This window comes from Mesorhizobium sp. CAU 1741 (genome assembly GCF_039839275.1).
In the GTDB taxonomy this organism is placed as follows: domain Bacteria; phylum Pseudomonadota; class Alphaproteobacteria; order Rhizobiales; family Rhizobiaceae; genus Aerobium.
Genome location: NZ_JBDOQP010000006.1, coordinates 310,179 through 325,342 on the forward strand (window position 1 = coordinate 310,179; position 15,164 = coordinate 325,342).

Annotated in this window: 15 protein-coding genes and 1 pseudogene; 7 read left to right on the forward strand and 9 right to left on the reverse strand. The window is 60.9% G+C overall.

Annotation, left to right across the window (positions count from 1 at the left end; genetic code table 11):
* Positions 1-8 precede the first annotated feature (8 nt).
* Positions 9-542 carry a conjugative transfer signal peptidase TraF gene (gene traF / locus AAFN84_RS22365; RefSeq protein ID WP_347516916.1) on the reverse strand — a complete coding sequence of 178 codons (534 nt, stop codon included), beginning with the start codon at positions 540-542 and terminating at the stop codon, positions 9-11.
* Positions 539-3,847 carry a Ti-type conjugative transfer relaxase TraA gene (gene traA, locus AAFN84_RS22370; RefSeq protein WP_347516917.1) on the reverse strand — a complete coding sequence of 1,103 codons (3,309 nt, stop codon included), beginning with the start codon at positions 3,845-3,847 and terminating at the stop codon, positions 539-541. Before traA ends, traF begins: the two co-directional genes overlap by 4 nt.
* Before the next feature lie 248 nt (positions 3,848-4,095).
* Here traA and AAFN84_RS22375 point away from each other — a divergent pair, with 248 nt between their 5' ends.
* The 4 genes from AAFN84_RS22375 to AAFN84_RS22390 all read left to right on the forward strand — a co-directional run bounded on the left by AAFN84_RS22375 (position 4,096) and on the right by AAFN84_RS22390 (position 7,523).
* Positions 4,096-4,353 (forward strand): TraC family protein, encoded by a 258-nt coding sequence (locus tag AAFN84_RS22375; protein WP_347516918.1) that lies wholly within the window; start codon positions 4,096-4,098, stop codon positions 4,351-4,353.
* Between the two features lie 4 nt (positions 4,354-4,357).
* Positions 4,358-4,573 (forward strand): conjugal transfer protein TraD, encoded by a 216-nt coding sequence (gene traD / locus AAFN84_RS22380; protein ID WP_347516919.1) that lies wholly within the window; start codon positions 4,358-4,360, stop codon positions 4,571-4,573.
* On the forward strand, positions 4,560-6,533 hold the full coding sequence (gene traG / locus AAFN84_RS22385; RefSeq protein WP_347516920.1) for a Ti-type conjugative transfer system protein TraG: 1,974 nt from the start codon (positions 4,560-4,562) through the stop codon (positions 6,531-6,533). The genes traD and traG overlap by 14 nt, the downstream gene beginning before the upstream one ends.
* A gap of 729 nt (positions 6,534-7,262) precedes the next feature.
* On the forward strand, positions 7,263-7,523 hold the full coding sequence (locus AAFN84_RS22390) for a WGR domain-containing protein (protein ID WP_347516946.1): 261 nt from the start codon (positions 7,263-7,265) through the stop codon (positions 7,521-7,523).
* 76 nt (positions 7,524-7,599) lie between these two features.
* On the opposite strand, the gene AAFN84_RS22395 is transcribed toward AAFN84_RS22390, so the two are convergent.
* From AAFN84_RS22395 to AAFN84_RS22405, 3 genes are all read right to left on the reverse strand, one after another.
* Entirely contained in the window at positions 7,600-7,911 is a 312-nt protein-coding gene (locus AAFN84_RS22395; protein WP_347516921.1) for a DUF736 domain-containing protein, read from the reverse strand.
* 1,095 nt (positions 7,912-9,006) lie between these two features.
* Positions 9,007-9,240, reverse strand: coding sequence for a hypothetical protein (locus AAFN84_RS22400; protein WP_347516922.1), 234 nt, complete (start codon positions 9,238-9,240; stop codon positions 9,007-9,009).
* 235 nt (positions 9,241-9,475) lie between these two features.
* Positions 9,476-9,760 (reverse strand): hypothetical protein, encoded by a 285-nt coding sequence (locus AAFN84_RS22405; protein ID WP_347516923.1) that lies wholly within the window; start codon positions 9,758-9,760, stop codon positions 9,476-9,478.
* Positions 9,761-9,943: 183 nt separating this feature from the next.
* Here AAFN84_RS22405 and AAFN84_RS22410 point away from each other — a divergent pair, with 183 nt between their 5' ends.
* Complete coding sequence (locus AAFN84_RS22410; protein ID WP_347516924.1) at positions 9,944-10,198, forward strand: hypothetical protein; 255 nt, start codon at positions 9,944-9,946, stop codon at positions 10,196-10,198.
* Here the strand turns inward: AAFN84_RS22410 and AAFN84_RS22415 are convergent.
* A complete protein-coding gene (locus AAFN84_RS22415) occupies positions 10,195-10,680 on the reverse strand; it encodes a PAS domain-containing protein (protein ID WP_347516925.1) in 486 nt (161 codons plus the stop codon). The two genes, AAFN84_RS22410 and AAFN84_RS22415, sit on opposite strands and share 4 nt — an antisense overlap.
* Positions 10,681-11,124: 444 nt before the next feature.
* On the opposite strand from AAFN84_RS22415, the gene AAFN84_RS22420 reads away from it, so the two are divergent.
* A complete protein-coding gene (locus AAFN84_RS22420; protein ID WP_347516926.1) occupies positions 11,125-12,267 on the forward strand; it encodes a DUF4214 domain-containing protein in 1,143 nt (380 codons plus the stop codon).
* A 247-nt stretch (positions 12,268-12,514) separates the two neighbouring features.
* On the opposite strand, the gene AAFN84_RS22425 is transcribed toward AAFN84_RS22420, so the two are convergent.
* From AAFN84_RS22425 to AAFN84_RS22435, 3 genes are all read right to left on the reverse strand, one after another.
* Positions 12,515-12,682 (reverse strand): hypothetical protein, encoded by a 168-nt coding sequence (locus AAFN84_RS22425; RefSeq protein ID WP_347516927.1) that lies wholly within the window; start codon positions 12,680-12,682, stop codon positions 12,515-12,517.
* A gap of 65 nt (positions 12,683-12,747) precedes the next feature.
* On the reverse strand, positions 12,748-13,182 hold the full coding sequence (locus tag AAFN84_RS22430; RefSeq protein ID WP_347516928.1) for a MucR family transcriptional regulator: 435 nt from the start codon (positions 13,180-13,182) through the stop codon (positions 12,748-12,750).
* Between the two features lie 100 nt (positions 13,183-13,282).
* The gene (locus AAFN84_RS22435; RefSeq protein ID WP_347516929.1) at positions 13,283-14,194 is read right to left on the reverse strand and encodes a zincin-like metallopeptidase domain-containing protein; all 912 of its coding nucleotides are present in this window, start codon (positions 14,192-14,194) and stop codon (positions 13,283-13,285) included.
* 420 nt (positions 14,195-14,614) lie between these two features.
* Here AAFN84_RS22435 and AAFN84_RS22440 point away from each other — a divergent pair.
* Positions 14,615-14,793: pseudogene (locus AAFN84_RS22440) on the forward strand (transposase); the annotation flags it as partial.
* Between the last annotated feature and the right edge of the window lie 371 nt (positions 14,794-15,164).

Here is a 15,164-nt window from a genome sequence, read left to right on the forward strand (position 1 = left end):
TGAACATGTCATGGCGCCATGGTGATGACCGGCCAGGCGAGACCGAGCAGACCGTCGGCGGGGATCGGTCCGAAATAGCGAGAGTCATAAGAACCTGCGAAATCGGAGTGGAGATAGACGTGGTCGTCCGGCACGAAGCCACCGGAATGCGCGGCAAGCATCCTGCCTTCGCCATCGGTTCGCTGGAGTGTGGACGCAACGATCGGCTCGTTTTCGATGGTCACTGCGTTGCCGATCTCGACGCGCTGCCCGGGCAAGCCGGTGACCGTCTTGATCAGTGGGCTGATCCAGCCCGGGCAAAGGCCGGATCGAACATATCCGCGCTCACGCGCAAGCTCGAAGGTCCGCGTGGGGGGAGGGCATATGAAGACCAGATCGCCGATGCCGACCTGACGATGGAGCGGAATGATGCGCCACAGCCCGAGCGGATAGCTCGGTGTAAGATTGATACGGAACCCTCCCAGCCACCCCAAGCCAGACAGAGCGATCGGCAGAGCCACGAGCAGCGCCACGCATATGATGCCGACCCGCCCCCGCTTCATTTGAGTGCCACACCAAGGCGCTGCGATTGATGCAAGGCCTCGGCCTCCTGCAACGCCTTTGCGCTGCGCTCATGCGCTGCCAACTGCTGGCCAGCGCGCAGCAACGGCCAGGCCGTGGCGAGCTTGCGCCTTTCACTTGCAGGCAGACCGAGTGCGGCCTTGTCGAAGGCAGGACCGTGCGCTTCTTTTGCCGCAGACGACAGCAACGTCCGGTCCCCGAACCGCTCAGACACCTTCGTGCTGAAGGCGTCGATCTCAGCCTTGAGCGTGCCGTTGGCAGGGGCAAATTCCAGTGCGGCCGGCAGGTCGTCGCGGTCGATGGCGTCGCCCACTCTTCCAAGGACCGCGGTCGCTGCCGGCGACAAAGCAGGGATGTCGATCGCCACCTTCTGTCGCTTCACCTGTTCGTTTGCGATCAGCGTGTTCATCGCCGCCTCGCGCATGCGCACAAAGCGTTCAATGTCGCGCCGCAGGGCGGGAAGGTTTGCCAGAGCAACCTCACGGTCCCTCCGATCCGCCTTGCCGGCAAACAGTCCTTCCCTGCCACGCAGCTGTCCGAACGATCGCGGTCGCTGCTCTATCTGCAGCACAGTGTTGCGTGCCGCTTCGGCATCCGTCAGAAGTGTCTCGAAGCGCATGGCGCGCAATGCGGCATCCGGTTCAACATAGATTGAACGGATGCGTCCGGACAGAATATCCCACTGCTTGGCAAGTCCCGCATCCAGCTGCAGCTGCTGTTGTGCCGCGTCGGAGACCGACATGGCAAAACGCGTGATGCCCTGGACCATGGGCGCCGCGCTGTGTGTTGGCTGGGGCCTGGCCGGCTCATTCGCATCGAAAAGGCGCAGGCGAGCACCAACCGACAAAAGGGCCTGGCCCAGCTCCGCAAGACGGGTTTTCTGGCGCAACGTCCAGTCGAGCCGATCGCGAACCAGTGTGCGCGCAACGCGCATCAGGTGCAGACCGCGACGATTGGCGAAGTTCAGTGCCTGCCGGTAGAAGCCGACATCGGCATAGTCCAGCGTTGTTTCCTTGGTGTTGCGCTGCCCCAGGAGCCTTTCCAACCCGCCGGCGATTTGGAACGATCGCCTGCCATAGTGCACCTCGAGATCCTGGCGATGGCGTGTCATGGCGACATAAGTCAGGTGACGGTCGAGCGAGAGCGATGCCAGCACCTTGACCTGGTCGACCGTTGTACCTTGCGATTTGTGGATCGTCGTGGCGTAACCATGATCGATATGGCGATAGCGCTGCGCAACGACTTCGACTTGGTGCTTGCCATGTCCTTCACCGACTTCCGCCACGATCCGTCCTGGCGCAGCCGAAAGCACCCTGCCGATCATGCCGTTCTTGACGCCGAGCGCTGGGTCATTTTGAAGGAAGACGATCTGGTCGCCGGCATCGAAGTGGCGCGCACCATCTTGCGTTGTGTAGGTGAACCCCGCGCCGACCATGCCGCGCTCGACCAGCTTCTCGCGGGCAAGGATATTCAATGCCCGAACATCCCTGCGCAAATGTGCAAGAATGAGCGACGATTTGTTTGGATCGTAATCCCGGTTCCAGGACGAGATCAGCTTTTCAACCGCCTCGGCCTTGAGCGGAGAGCTGACGAGCTTGCCATGAGAGCGATAGGCGGCGAGCGCTGCCGCTACGTTGCCGCGTGCCAGATCAAGCGAAGCGGACCGCATCCATGTCTCGCTCTGGCGATAGACGGTTTCCAGTTCGGCATAGCCGATACGCTCGGTAATGGCGCGGAAGGCGGCACCCGCGTCGATGGGCTGCAGCTGATCGGCATCCCCCACCAGAACCAGCTTCGCACCGGCCTGGCTGGCTGCCTTTACAAAGCCTGCCATCTGCCGTGAGGCGACCATGCCAGCCTCATCCATAACGAAGATTGTACCGCCATCGAGCCGGTCCCTGCCTTCTTTCCAACGCAGTTCCCAGGACGCCAGGGTGCGCGATGCAATGCCGGCTTCGCTGGCAAGACCTTCAGCCGCCTTGCCCGCAAGCGTTCCACCGACAACCCTGTACCCGGCCGCTTCCCAGGCCTCGCGCGCCGCTCTCATCATGGTCGTCTTGCCCGCACCGGCGCGACCGACAATGGCCGCAATGCGCTCGGCGCGCGTCACATGCCACATCGCCGCCTTCTGCTCTTCCGAAAGCCGGGCATGACGCGCCAGCGTTGCAGCCAGGAGCGTTTCTGCGACGCTGAATCCGCGCGCTCGGGCGAGCCACGATGCGCGCGCGGCCATCTCCGTTTCGGTGCGGATCATCGCGCGCGTTGTCAGCTTTGGCGGGGTCAGGGCACCTGTCCTCGGATCGACACGTTCCACATCGAGGCGAAGGCATTCAGGTCTGGCGAGAACGCGTGCCAGAAGTCGCTGAAACGACCCCGGATCGTCGACATAGCGATGAATGATCTTGGCGATGTCGCGCTGATCAAAGACGCTCTTTTCCGCCGTCACCAGGTCGAGAACGGTTTGGGGCCGCTTCTCGATCCGACGTGCATTGTCCCGTCGCGTCGCCTCATGCCGGAAGACGCGATCGAGATCGGCAACGCGCCCTGCGGCATCGCATTTTCGTGTGATCGCCTTGGCGGCCACTCCGATATGGGTGGTGGGCGCGAAGCCGATGCCCTGTTCGGCATAGGAACGGCCGTCGACCTTGATGTCGAGACCGGCGCGCGCGAGATGCAGGTTCTGCAGGTCAAGCCAGCCTTGCCGCTGTTGGAGGAACTCACCCTTTTCGCCGGCCCAGAGCCGATACCGGATCTTGCCTGCCTCGGTCCGGGCGGGCTGACTGTCATCGCCCATGACCGCGACCTTCTTGCCGCCAAAGCCTGTGTCGGTCAGTGGCCGCAAGGTGGTCATCAAATGCACATGCGGATTGCCCGGCTCGTCATGCAGCACCCAGTCGGCCACCTGTCCGCGCGCCAGCACCTGTTCGGCGACAAACTGCCGGACCAGAGCGATATTTTGCACCAGGCTGAGCTCCACCGGCAGGGCGATGACATAGTCCTTGGCGAACTGCGCATCGACGCGCTTTTCGAATGCCTCGACCCTGTTCCAGAAGGCTTCGGCGGCGCCAGCCACTGACCTATCGGCGATCAGTCGCCGTGCCCAATCCGGCGCATCGGCCGGCAGGAGGAATTCCTCGTGAGCCAGACCCTGCTTGGCCGAATAGTCCACCATGCGTGCTTCCGCTTCATGCTCCATCCGGGCGCAATGGCGATAGGCGGCCGAAAGCACGGCACTGCGCCCCTCGGCGCGCCCTATGATCTGCGGCGAAAAATGCGTGATTGCCATGAAAGGAGCAGCTCCCGGCGATTGGCGACATGGTGTTCCGGCCGATTGATCGCGTTGGCAAGAGCCTGGGAAGCCACGTCGCGTGAGCGACGTATTACTGCGCCCTTGGAACATTCCTTCGGAACGCCGGGATGATCTCTCAAAGCGTCGGCTTCGCCGACCTGGCTTTTTCGCCGGGTCGCGCTACGCGCGCTCCCGACCCATTCTCACCTCTGCAGCGAGCTGCTCGCAGACAAGGAGCAACCGAAATGAAGAAGCCGTCATCACGCATCAGGGAAGAGATCGTCAAACTCCACGAGCAGCTAAAGGCCGCGGAAGCGCGCGAGGCCGAGCGCATCGGTCGCATCGCCGTGAAGGCAGGCCTCGGTGATCTGGAAATCGAGGAAAGCGACATGGTCGCAGCCTTCGCGGAAATTGCGAAGAGGTTTCAAGACAGGGGCCGGCGGCAGGGCAAGCCGACGACGGTCACGTCTGGCGCGGCTCAGGGGCAGGATGGCGCAACTTGAAAGGATGAACCGGATGAAAACCACCGAAGCACGCAAGAAGGATACGCGCGAAAAGATCGCGCTCGGCGGCCTCGTTGCCAAAGCGGGACTGCGCTACGAAAAGCGGGCACTCCTGCTTGGCCTCCTGATCGATGCTCGGCATCGCATCATAGGGGACGAGTCTGAGCGGGCGCGCCTGATGGAGATCGGCGAGAAGGCCTTCACGCGTGAGCCCGACTAGGATCGCGTTCCTCGCAACGCCAGCCATTCTCATGACGGGCATCGTGTTCCTGCTGACCGGCATTGAACACTGGACGGCACGGTCTGGTTCGAGCGAACAGATGCAGATGATACTCGGCCGCATCGGCACAGCACTGCCCTATGGCTTGGCGGCGAGCGTCGGCGTGATGTTTGTGTTCGCCGCGAAAGGACGCGCTGCGATCACACCGGCAGGGCTTGGCGTTCTCATCGGAGCAATCGTAGTCACGACGATCGCGGCTTTGCGTGAGTTGACCAGGCTGGGCGGGATCGCCAATGGTCTTCCCCCCGGCCAGACAGTCCTTGCCCATGCAGATCCGGCGATTGCGATTGGCGCATTGATCGTCGCGTTGACGGGCGCGTTCGCGGGACGCGTTGCGTTGCTTGGCAATGGAGCCTTCGCCGCATCGGCGCCACGCCGGGTGGGCGGCAAGCGGGCCATCCACGGCGAGGCGAGCTGGATGGATATCAGTGAAGCCAAGCGGCTGTTTCCGGACAAGGGCGGCATCGTCGTTGGTGAGGCTTCTCGCGTCGACAAAGACACGGTTTGTGACCGCACCTTTCGCGCCGATGATCGTGAGACCTGGGGAGCCGGCGGCAGATCGCCGCTCCTGTGCTTCGACGCCTCGTTCGGTTCCACGCATGGTCTCGTCTTTGCCGGATCGGGCGGCTTCAAGACGACGAGCGTCACCGTACCGACCGCGTTGAAATGGGGTGGCGGTCTCATCGCGCTCGACCCATCGAACGAGGTCGCGCCGATGGTGATCCAGCATCGGCGGGACGCAGGTCGCGATGTGTTCATCCTCGATCCCCGGGACCCCACGACCGGCTTCAACGTTCTCGACTGGATCGGACGCTTTGGCGGCACGAAAGAAGAGGATGTGGTGGCAGTGGCCAATTGGATTGTCACCGACACGGGGCGCTCAGGCTCGATCCGCGACGACTTCTTTCGTGCTTCAGCGCTCCAGCTTATCACCGCGCTGATCGCCGATGTCTGCCTGTCCGGGCATACGCAACGGGCAAGCCAGCATCTGCGGCAGATGCGCGCCAACCTTTCGGAGCCGGAGCCCAAGCTGCGCGCCCGGCTTCAAAAGATCTACGACGGTTCCCAGAGCGATTTCGTCAGGGAGAATGTCGCCCCCTTCATCGCCATGACGCCGGAGACATTCTCCGGGGTCTACGCCAATGCGGTCAAGGAGACCCATTGGTTGAGCTATCCGAACTATGCCGCGCTCGTGTCGGGCGCGAGTTTCGCGACGAACGACATTGCAGATGGCACGACCGACGTCTTCGTCAGTCTCGACCTCAAGACGCTTGAGGCACATCCGGGGCTTGCCCGCACGATCATCGGTGCATTGCTGAATGCGATCTACAACCGCAACGGCAAGGTGCCGGGCCGGACCCTGTTTCTGCTCGATGAGGTTGCACGCCTTGGTTATCTGCGCATTTTGGAGACGGCCCGCGATGCTGGGCGCAAATATGGCATCAGCCTCCTGCTGCTGTTCCAATCGATCGGACAAATGCGCGAGACTTATGGCGGCCGCGACGCGACCAGCAAATGGTTCGAGAGTGCATCATGGGTGTCGTTCGCCGCCATCAACGATCCCGACACTGCTGATTACATCTCGCGGCGCTGTGGCAACACCACCGTCGAGGTCGACCAGACGAGCCGATCCTCCACAAAGTCGGGATCGTCAAGAACACGATCGAAACAACTGGCAGCACGGGCGCTGATTCTCTCACAAGACGTGCTGCGCATGCGCGCCGACGAACAGATCATCTTCACCGCCGGCAATGCCCCGCTGCGATGTGGGCGCGCCATCTGGTTTCGGCGCCGGGACATGAGTGCCGTCGTGGGAAAGGATCGTATGGTGAAGCTCGAGGACAGCGCGGGCCAGGAGGAAAAGGCCGGTGGTCGCGGACAAAAGCAGCCTCGGGCCTAAGGGTGGGGTCTCTTGGGGTGCATGCCACCCCGAGGGATTCATGACGGCGAGGACTGCGCCCAAACGTTTTCGTGTTGCCCCTACCGGTTCGCGCGGCGGGGTGGGTGAGTGGAGGCGGTCTTCTTCGGTGATGATACCGCGATGACTGCTGTCGCGAAAGAACCAGCCATCCCGGTGCGTTGAGGTTTGTCGCAACTGCATTTCCCAGTAAACCGCAGCGTGCAGATCGAGTATCGCGGGCCGCATGACGCCGTCTGCGACTCCGGCACTTCGCAAAGCGACACGCGGCGCAAGGGGAACGAACGCAGCGGCAGGCCGACAAAGGCCTCATCAAAGCCAATGGCGTCCGGCGTTTTGTCTCCAGGCAGAAGAACCTTCGGGTCCTGCGCGCACCATCCATCCAGGTCTGGCCGATCAGGAGGCGGGCCGCGCATGGCCAAGCCCGACAACCGACGCGCTTATCGAATTCGCTCTGGGTATTGGGGTGCCGCGGCGAATTTCCCGATTGCAACGCTGCAGTTTGACGGTTCAAGGGAGCAATGCTGGATACCCGCGGATCGACCCTGGCGGAGCAGCATTCCCTCTGCGCGACGTTTCAGGCAAAGGCTGCATCGACCGCGGCCTGGCCTGCTGATCAAGCCCGACCTATCAGCGTCATGAATCGATCCGGCCCGGTGGATTCAAACCTGTCATTGGACAGCGATTCCGCACTGCGCGATTCTACTGGTGATGATCGTGCAGCCTTATCACCTCTATATCGAACGCCGCGACGCGGGCCGAAACATGGCGCGGTTCTATACGCTCTCGATCGAAGAAACGCTTTTCGGCCAACCCTGCCTGGTACGACGATGGGGCAGGATCGGAACACTTGGTTGCGTGGTCCAGCATTCGTTCAGCCACGAAAAGGAGGCGGTGGATCTCTTCCTTAAACTTCTGCAGGCCAAGCGCCGGCGGGGGTACCGGCCGCGCGCGATCGTTCAACCAGATTGACAGGTCCAGCTGCGGTTGCTGCGGCAATCCTTCGTTCGATGCAGAGCCCCGCCGGTTCCGGCGGGGCTCGTTCGGTTCAGTCCCGGTTAGGGCGGGACCAGATCAGCTGCAGATCCTTTTCGCCTTCCACCTCGACCAAGGTGGCGTAGATCGGAGCCGGAAAGCTGGGGTCATCCAGAGTGACCGAGAGGTAGTCGCGACCGCTTTGTTCGGAGTGCTTCTGCCAGGCGGCTCCCAATTCCACAGCACCGGAGTAGATGCGGAAGTGCGGGCCCTTGTCGGAGGGATTGCTGATGCGTGCCAAGCGAGCCCTTACGTTGAGGGAGAGAGTCTTGATCGAGCCATTGAAGCCGTTGGCGGTGCTGGTGAAAGTCCCGATGGTAGCCATTGTCATATTCCTTTCCTGAGTTTCGGGCCGCGCCCTTCGCGGCCTCGATGGCAGTCAAAAAGACCGGGGACGATCAGGCCCGCACCCGCCAGGGCCGCAACGCAGTGGAGGGCGGCACGAGCGCCTTTCTTGCACCGCGAGGAATGCCGGCACTTCGGGGCCCAGCCCGCCTTGACGCGGGGTGAGGTCCGGCAGGGGAAGAAAGACGCGAGGGTCGTTGCGCGATCAAGATCGAGGCGTAGCCGGTCCTCGGTCGGACTTGCCCTATCGAGCCCGCAGATGGGTCGGCGCTGGGCAAGACGAGGAAGGAACCGACCAATGGCTTTGCCGGGCTATTGGCAAGCGACAACGGGGCGAACGACGAGCGCCGGCCATACCGATCTCAGCCATGGTGGCGCAGCAGTGGCCACCAGACAGCGAAAGCGTCAACGCGGCTGCAAATCCGCCTGTTCGAAACGATGTGGATCATGCCTCCAACAACGATACACGAGCGCGAACGACGCTACTTTCACTCACGCATTTGGCATGCGCGGCATTTTCCGGTGTATCGATGTCAATCAGGCGCCATTTCTCGCCGCGCTCCCAGCCGGTGTCGCCATCGACCAGGCACGTTCCGCGCCTTATTGTCGCCGCCGGCGCATAGATCGATCACGCGCGTGGGAGTTGCCTTGAGCAGCACAACGAGACGATCGCGGTCCGCATCAGTGGGCCGTCCCTCTCGTCGGCGATACGGGCTCAGTGTTCCGCGCCTCCGTAAGTGCTGCGTCAATAAGGTAGGACAGCATAGCGGCGCCCTCTTGCTCTGCGAGCCGGCGCGATTCCTCCAGCATTTCGATGATGCGTGCGCGTCCCTTTGTCATTTTCCTATCATCGACGCGGTGCGCGCAATCTCCACCTGCATGACCGGGCTGCAGCCGCCTTATTGATGATCTTTCGCCATCTGACCGTAGTCCCCTGCCATCTGGCGATAATCATTCACCATCTTGTCAGGAACCCTCACTGCCAAACAACTTACCGATCAGTCCTTCTTTTGGTTGATGTCCGTCTGCGAAAAATCCCCGTGCGTCTCCTCACACAGATCGTCAAAGAACGACTTCAGATTTTCCAGAGCCATGCTTGCAGCAGCCAAGTGAAGGGATATCTGTTTTTTGCCGCGGCCAGCTGGAGTTCGATCGCGTGCGGGTCGACATCCAGAAGTTCTGTCGCAAGCGCGCATGCGCACTCCTCCGGCTCATGCTTCGTTTTTGCTTCCGCGACGAGGCCGATCTCCACGTTGGTACGCCATGCTGAGGTTTCGGCACCATAGGAGCCGGTGACCAAAATCTTCACTGTACGTCTCCCGATGAACGTGCCGCCGCAACGATGGTCAAAAGTCTCTCAAGGTGTCGCTGCGTCAGCTGGTGCATTTTGTGTTCCCGCGCGAAATCCAGAAGCTGGCGAAGATCTGCAACCAACACGTCCTTATCGCCCTCGACCAAGGGCCGCCCCAAAGACCTTCTGTAATCGTCCACAGCCACGGATTTCCTCCACGCTCAAGCGCGCGGCACCGAATCAGGTGAGTGCTCTAGGCAGCACTTAGCTTCCTCTGCCGCTTCGCATGCAGTGCGCGCAGCTGATCACAGGTCTCGATATATGCCATTTCGATGAAATATGCGCGGATTCGATCGCGGCGGGCCTTGGCCATGTCAAGCAACCCCAAGAGAAGATGAGCAGTGTAGTCAAGTTCCTCCTCGTGGGAAAAGGTTGGCCGTTTCGCATGCGTTAGGCCGTTTATCGCTTCGAGATATTCCCGCTCTGCACCACTTGGCGCTTCTTTTGTCTCAACCTTTATCGCTTGGTCATAGTTCATCATTATTCTCCCCACGAAGAAGTGATTCTGAGGAACGATACCAAGATATTCATAAATGTGTTACAACGCATTTTCTCACGCTTTGCGCGCAATGGGTTGCAATGTTAACGGGTTGTGTAACCCTGTATTTGCTGCCAAATTCTGCGTCTTTCGAGAATCACAAGACGTTGGGAAAGTCTGGAGATGGATGAGCGTACGAAACCTGCGACCTTGCAAGGTCTCGTTGCCGCTGTCGTTGAGCGCTCGGATGATCTGGAGCAGCGCGATGGAGATCCGGTGGCCGTGCGTGCGTCCGTGATCGAGGCGGCCGACCTGCTGTGCACATCCTATGGTGCAGGCGCTCTGGATCGCGCCAAGCTTCTTGAACAGCGCCAATCAGACCCGTTTTTCGCTCGTCTCGTGCGCGTGGAAGTAGAGCGGCGCCTACGCGCAACCTAGTTTCCCCGCAGCAATTCTTCGATCGACAGCAAGACATCATCGAGCGTGTAATTGACAACCCGCTGGGCTGACCGCGTCTTTGCCTTCGTGACCATATAGTGCATGCGCTCAAGAGTGCTGCGCTGCCCATCCATCACCTGACTGACATCTGCAATCCAGCCGGGGAAAAGGCGCGGTGATCCGTCCTCCGGCAGGAAACACGTGCCAGAAGCCACGATGTGTCGCCATCCTCGTGAAGCAGTCATGACGCGATAGCTACGCGTAAACGCCCCTCCCGTGGCACTTGCCTTGATGATTGCTTCTTCAACGCCTTCCAGATCAGCCTGGTGAACTGATCCAAGAAAAGCTCTGATCGGCAGGCCTCTCGCGGCGTCGACGGGCTTCATCCCAAAGTACGATGCAAGGCCACGATCGGCGAACACCTTGTCGCTATCCACAACCCAGACCCAGGACCCCACCGGCGCATTCGATTCGATATTCATCAATGCCTCCCGCCCGCTTACTTTAGCCAGAACTACTTGGCGCGCAATCAAAGAATTCCTGTGTCGCTAAGTCTCTCCAAAAAAATTGCATCAAGGATGGGGTGACGTAGCGGCATCACACAAACTTTCCTCGATGCTGCAAAACAAACGTTCGCCACCAGCGCCGCTTTTTCTTTTGGCGAGCACCCTCTACTTTGTGCACTGCGTCAAAGAGTTGATTGCGTCGGCTTCACAGTAAAATAGCGCGCTCGGTAACTTATGCCAGCGCCATTGACCTGTTGTCATTCCTGTCGCGTTCCGACCGGTCTACGACCCTCGGTTGTCGATGGCTAAAATCTGCACGCTTAGGTTATTCCAATTTTAATCCGGCAACTCCAGATTGCATTCGACCGGTCGACACGTGCCGGTAGCGGGGACAGATAGTCAATCGGGAAAGGAAGTGTAATGCCTTTGGGAAACCTACTGGACGGCGTCGGAAATCTCGTCGATGGCGTCGGCGATACAGTCGAAGGATTGGTGGACCCGCTGCTGCCAGGCGTGGGTAGTACGTCTGACGACGTCGTTGACGCTCTGGCCAACCTTTTGCGGGGCACCAATGGCTCTTCGCCCCTTGGAAATCTCTTCAGCAATGGCCTGCTCGGCGAAGACCCGACGCAGTCGATACTTGGGCTCAATCTTCTCGATGACGAAGGCGTCGTCGTCCTCGATGTTCTCGGCACCGAGGTTGCCGTGCTGCCCGATAATGGCGGAATCGTCACCATCGACGACCAGGGCGTGCTCGGCGAGAGCGACGTGCTTGATCTCGGCGGCTTGCTTGGCGATGGGGGACTGCTCGACCTGAGCGGCTTGCTCGGGTCCGACAGCCTTCTCGATCTGTCGGGCCTTCTCGGCGGCGTTCTGGGCTTGCTGTCGCCCGACGGCTCCCTTGATCCCGACGACTATCTCGACGAGGACGGCAATGTCGACACCTCGAAGTTCGAGACGGTGCTGATCGGCACGGACGGGCGCGACACCTTCTCGATCACCGAGGACAGCTCGACCTATGTCGACGGTCGCGGCGGGCTGGACGTGGTGAATCTCGGCCGCTCGGTCGAGGGCCTGTCCTTCGCCAGTGGCTCCAACGCGGTGGTCTTTGCCGACGGTGACACGCCGTACTACTTCGAGAATGTCGAACGCGTCACCTTCTTCGAAGGCGCCCTTTACCTGGATACGGGTGCCGGAGAGAACGCCGGAATCGGATACCGGCTCTACCAGGCCGCCTTCAACCGCACGCCTGACAATGATGGCGTGAAGTTCTGGGTTGAAGAACTCGACGAGGGGCTGTCCGCGCAAGACGCCGCAGCCGGCTTCATCTTCTCCAACGAGTTCGCCGCCACCTATGGCAGCCTCTCAGACGAGGAATTCGTCGCCGAGATCTACGAGAACGTGCTTGGCCGCTCCGCCGAGGGCGCGGGCACCGACTATTGGCTGGGTGAACTGGACAGTGGTCGCCAGGACCGTGCCGACGTTCTGCTCGGCTTCTCGGAAAGTGCCGAGAACGTCGAACTCGTCGGCCAGGTCATCGACGACGGCTACACGGTCGCCTGACACACCCCGCAAGAGCTCCAACTCGCCCCGCTGCCGAAAGGTGGCGGGGCGCTTTTTGCGCAACACGACTTGCGCCAGTGTAGAGCGACGGATGGGGACATGGGTACCGCCCAACGAGAGCGAGCGACGGCAATAGCCAAAATCATCTTTCGCATATCGGCAAGCACGGAGGCTGACGACGGACGAACGTACGCGGGTGCTGGCGGCAAGCTCGATCGGTTTCGACTAATATGGCGGCCGGCGAGTCCTAGTTCAGGCTGCCGCCGGTCTGATTTTGCTGGTTCTTCCGCCCAAATGCGTATGCAACTTCCACGAGCACCAAATCCAGCAAGTATGCGAGCATCTGCGCATTCTTCACCTTCGCAAGCTCACGGGCCTCAGTGATCAACGCGGCGATTCGGTCAGGCGTGCTCAATACAGCTCTCCCCCTTCCGGTGACCCTCGGCACACAAACCAGGCGCTCAGATTGTGCTGCATGATCTACTTCTTTCCCCGCTTCGCCGGCACCGGTGCCACTTTCTTTCGTCCAAGCCCGATTGATTTTGCCAAGGCAGAACGTTGCGCAGCGTAGTTCGGCGCGACCATCGGATAGTCGGCGGGCAGGCCCCATTTCTTGCGGTACTCGTCTGGCGTCAGACCGTGGACGCTGAGATGACGCTTCAGCGATTTGAACTTCTTGCCGTCTTCCAGACAGACGATGTAGTCGTCCTGGACCGACTTCTTCACAGGGACAGCAGGCTTGAGCGCTTCGACAGAAGCATCAGCATCCCCGGCCGAGAGTGTCGCCAGCGATTTGTGAATATCGCCGATGAGGTTCGCCAGATCACCTGCCGGTACCGGGTTGTTCGAAACATAGGCGGATACGATTTCGGCGGTCAGCATTGTTATCTGGTCGCGTTCACCTTGCTCTGTCATGGAGTGTCCCGTTTGCGATTTCCGATGCAGCAAATTCTTGTCTCCTGCGATAGACGGCTACCGGCAGGGATGCAACCTTGCGCGGAGTCTGGAGCGCGCCTTACGGCGCGTCTCCTTGATCGATGTTCGCGAGCCAGTTGGCGGCTTCGCTGGCTTTCGAGGCGGCGGTGAACACGGCCTTCATGTCGTCCTTGAGCACCTTGAGCCAGGTGGCGATGTAGTGTGCGTGATCGGCCCGGGGCTCCTGGGTAATGCCGAGATCGCCGCTCAGGAAGGCAGCCCCCAGTTCGGCGACGAGTTCTTCGATTGCATAGCTTTCGCTGCCGAAGCGACCGGTCATGTCCCGGTCCAGGCGATGTTTTGCGCCCGACCAATGCACCAGCTCATGGCAGAGCGTGGAATAGAAGCTCTCGGCCGGCGTGGTGGTGGAAGTGCCGGTGAAGCGTCGGCGTTCTGGCATCTTGATGCTGTCGCTCGATGGGATGTAGCAGGCGCGATCGCCGCCTTCTTCGATCACGGCGCCAGTGGCTTTTGCAAAGGCTTCGGCTTGTTCGATCGGATCAAAGGTGGGGTCGTCCGGCAGCGACTCGTCGGTTTCCAGGGTGAAGCCGTCGACCTGCGCGGCGTTGAAGACGGTGCTGGCACGGGCCATCAGCCGTTCGGCATGTTTGGTTTCGCCGGTGGCATCATCGGTCTGTTCGAATTCGATCTTCTTGTAGAAGACGATGAGCGAGGATTTTTCACCGCGCCGGACCTGGCAGCCGCGTTCCTGCCACTGGCAGTAGGTGCCCCACAGGTTGGAAGGGTAGTCCTGCGCTTGTGCTGCCACCCAGAGCGAGAGGATGTTGACGCCGTTATAGGGTTTCGCCGAGGCGATGTTGACGGGCCGCTTCATCGAGCCGCCCTTGCTCCTGATCCAGGGGAGCTGGAATTCGCCGGCGGCTTCGAGTGCGGCGACGATGCGGTTGGTGATCTCCTGATGGACATCGAACTTTTCTGATTTGCGGGCCATGATGGTCTCCTTTCGCGTGTTCGAGGTCGCGACTGCCGCGGCCTGATGGCGTCCGGAGAGGCAGGGAGAAGGCGCCCTTGCACCCCGAGCGGCAGCGAGCGGGCGGGCGAAGCGGAAAGATGGCGCATGCCGTTGCAAGGGCGCATGCGCCCTGCCAGGACAGACGTGATGAAGGCCGCAAGAGTGCGCGCCCTAACGTCCCGCGAAAGGAGAGATGGCCCGAGGGCGATCAGGGTGATGATGAGGGAGAGAAGACCCTGCGACGGCGCAGCGCTACAGGCTGCGCAGATCCTTGATCAGGGCGAAGAGATGCAGCGGATCGGTGCCTTGAAATAGGCCCTGAAAGATCCGGTCACGATCTCCCTCTTGGACAAGATTTAGGAGTAGTGTCCTGTCCTATGACTGGTAGCAAATCCGACAATTGAGGTCCTGAACGGGCCAGAGCGCCTACGGAGATGGACGACGGCTGAGAAACTGGCGATGGTCGAGGAGACCTATGCGCCGGACGTGACGGTGAGCCTGGTGGCGCGGAGCAATGCCGTTCAGCCCAACCAGCTCTTTCACTGTCGCAAGCGGCGGCTCAGGGTGCGCTGACGGCGACGACGGGTGGCTTTTTGATGGTCACGCGCAACGATGCAGGCGTCGACCGCCTCCGGCAGCGGGCTGTTGGAAAAGTGTCCGGTGCATCTCGTGGGGCAATACGGCCCCTCGAGACACCTCTCGACAACCTCCAATTGGACCCTTCAGTTGTCGCAGACCCTGGGCTGCAGGCAATGCATGGGGCAACAGCGTCCCCAATAGCAGGATCAACCGAAGTCCCAGTATCCAGGCGCGGCTTCATGAAGCGTTCCGACGGTGCTTGCCTGCACATTCTCGGCACTGATGGCGAAATTGAGCAAGATCGCCTCGCGCGAGGCGCCAGCGTTCATCTGGCCGACCCAATAGTCCACACCTGCCGTTTCACCGGGCC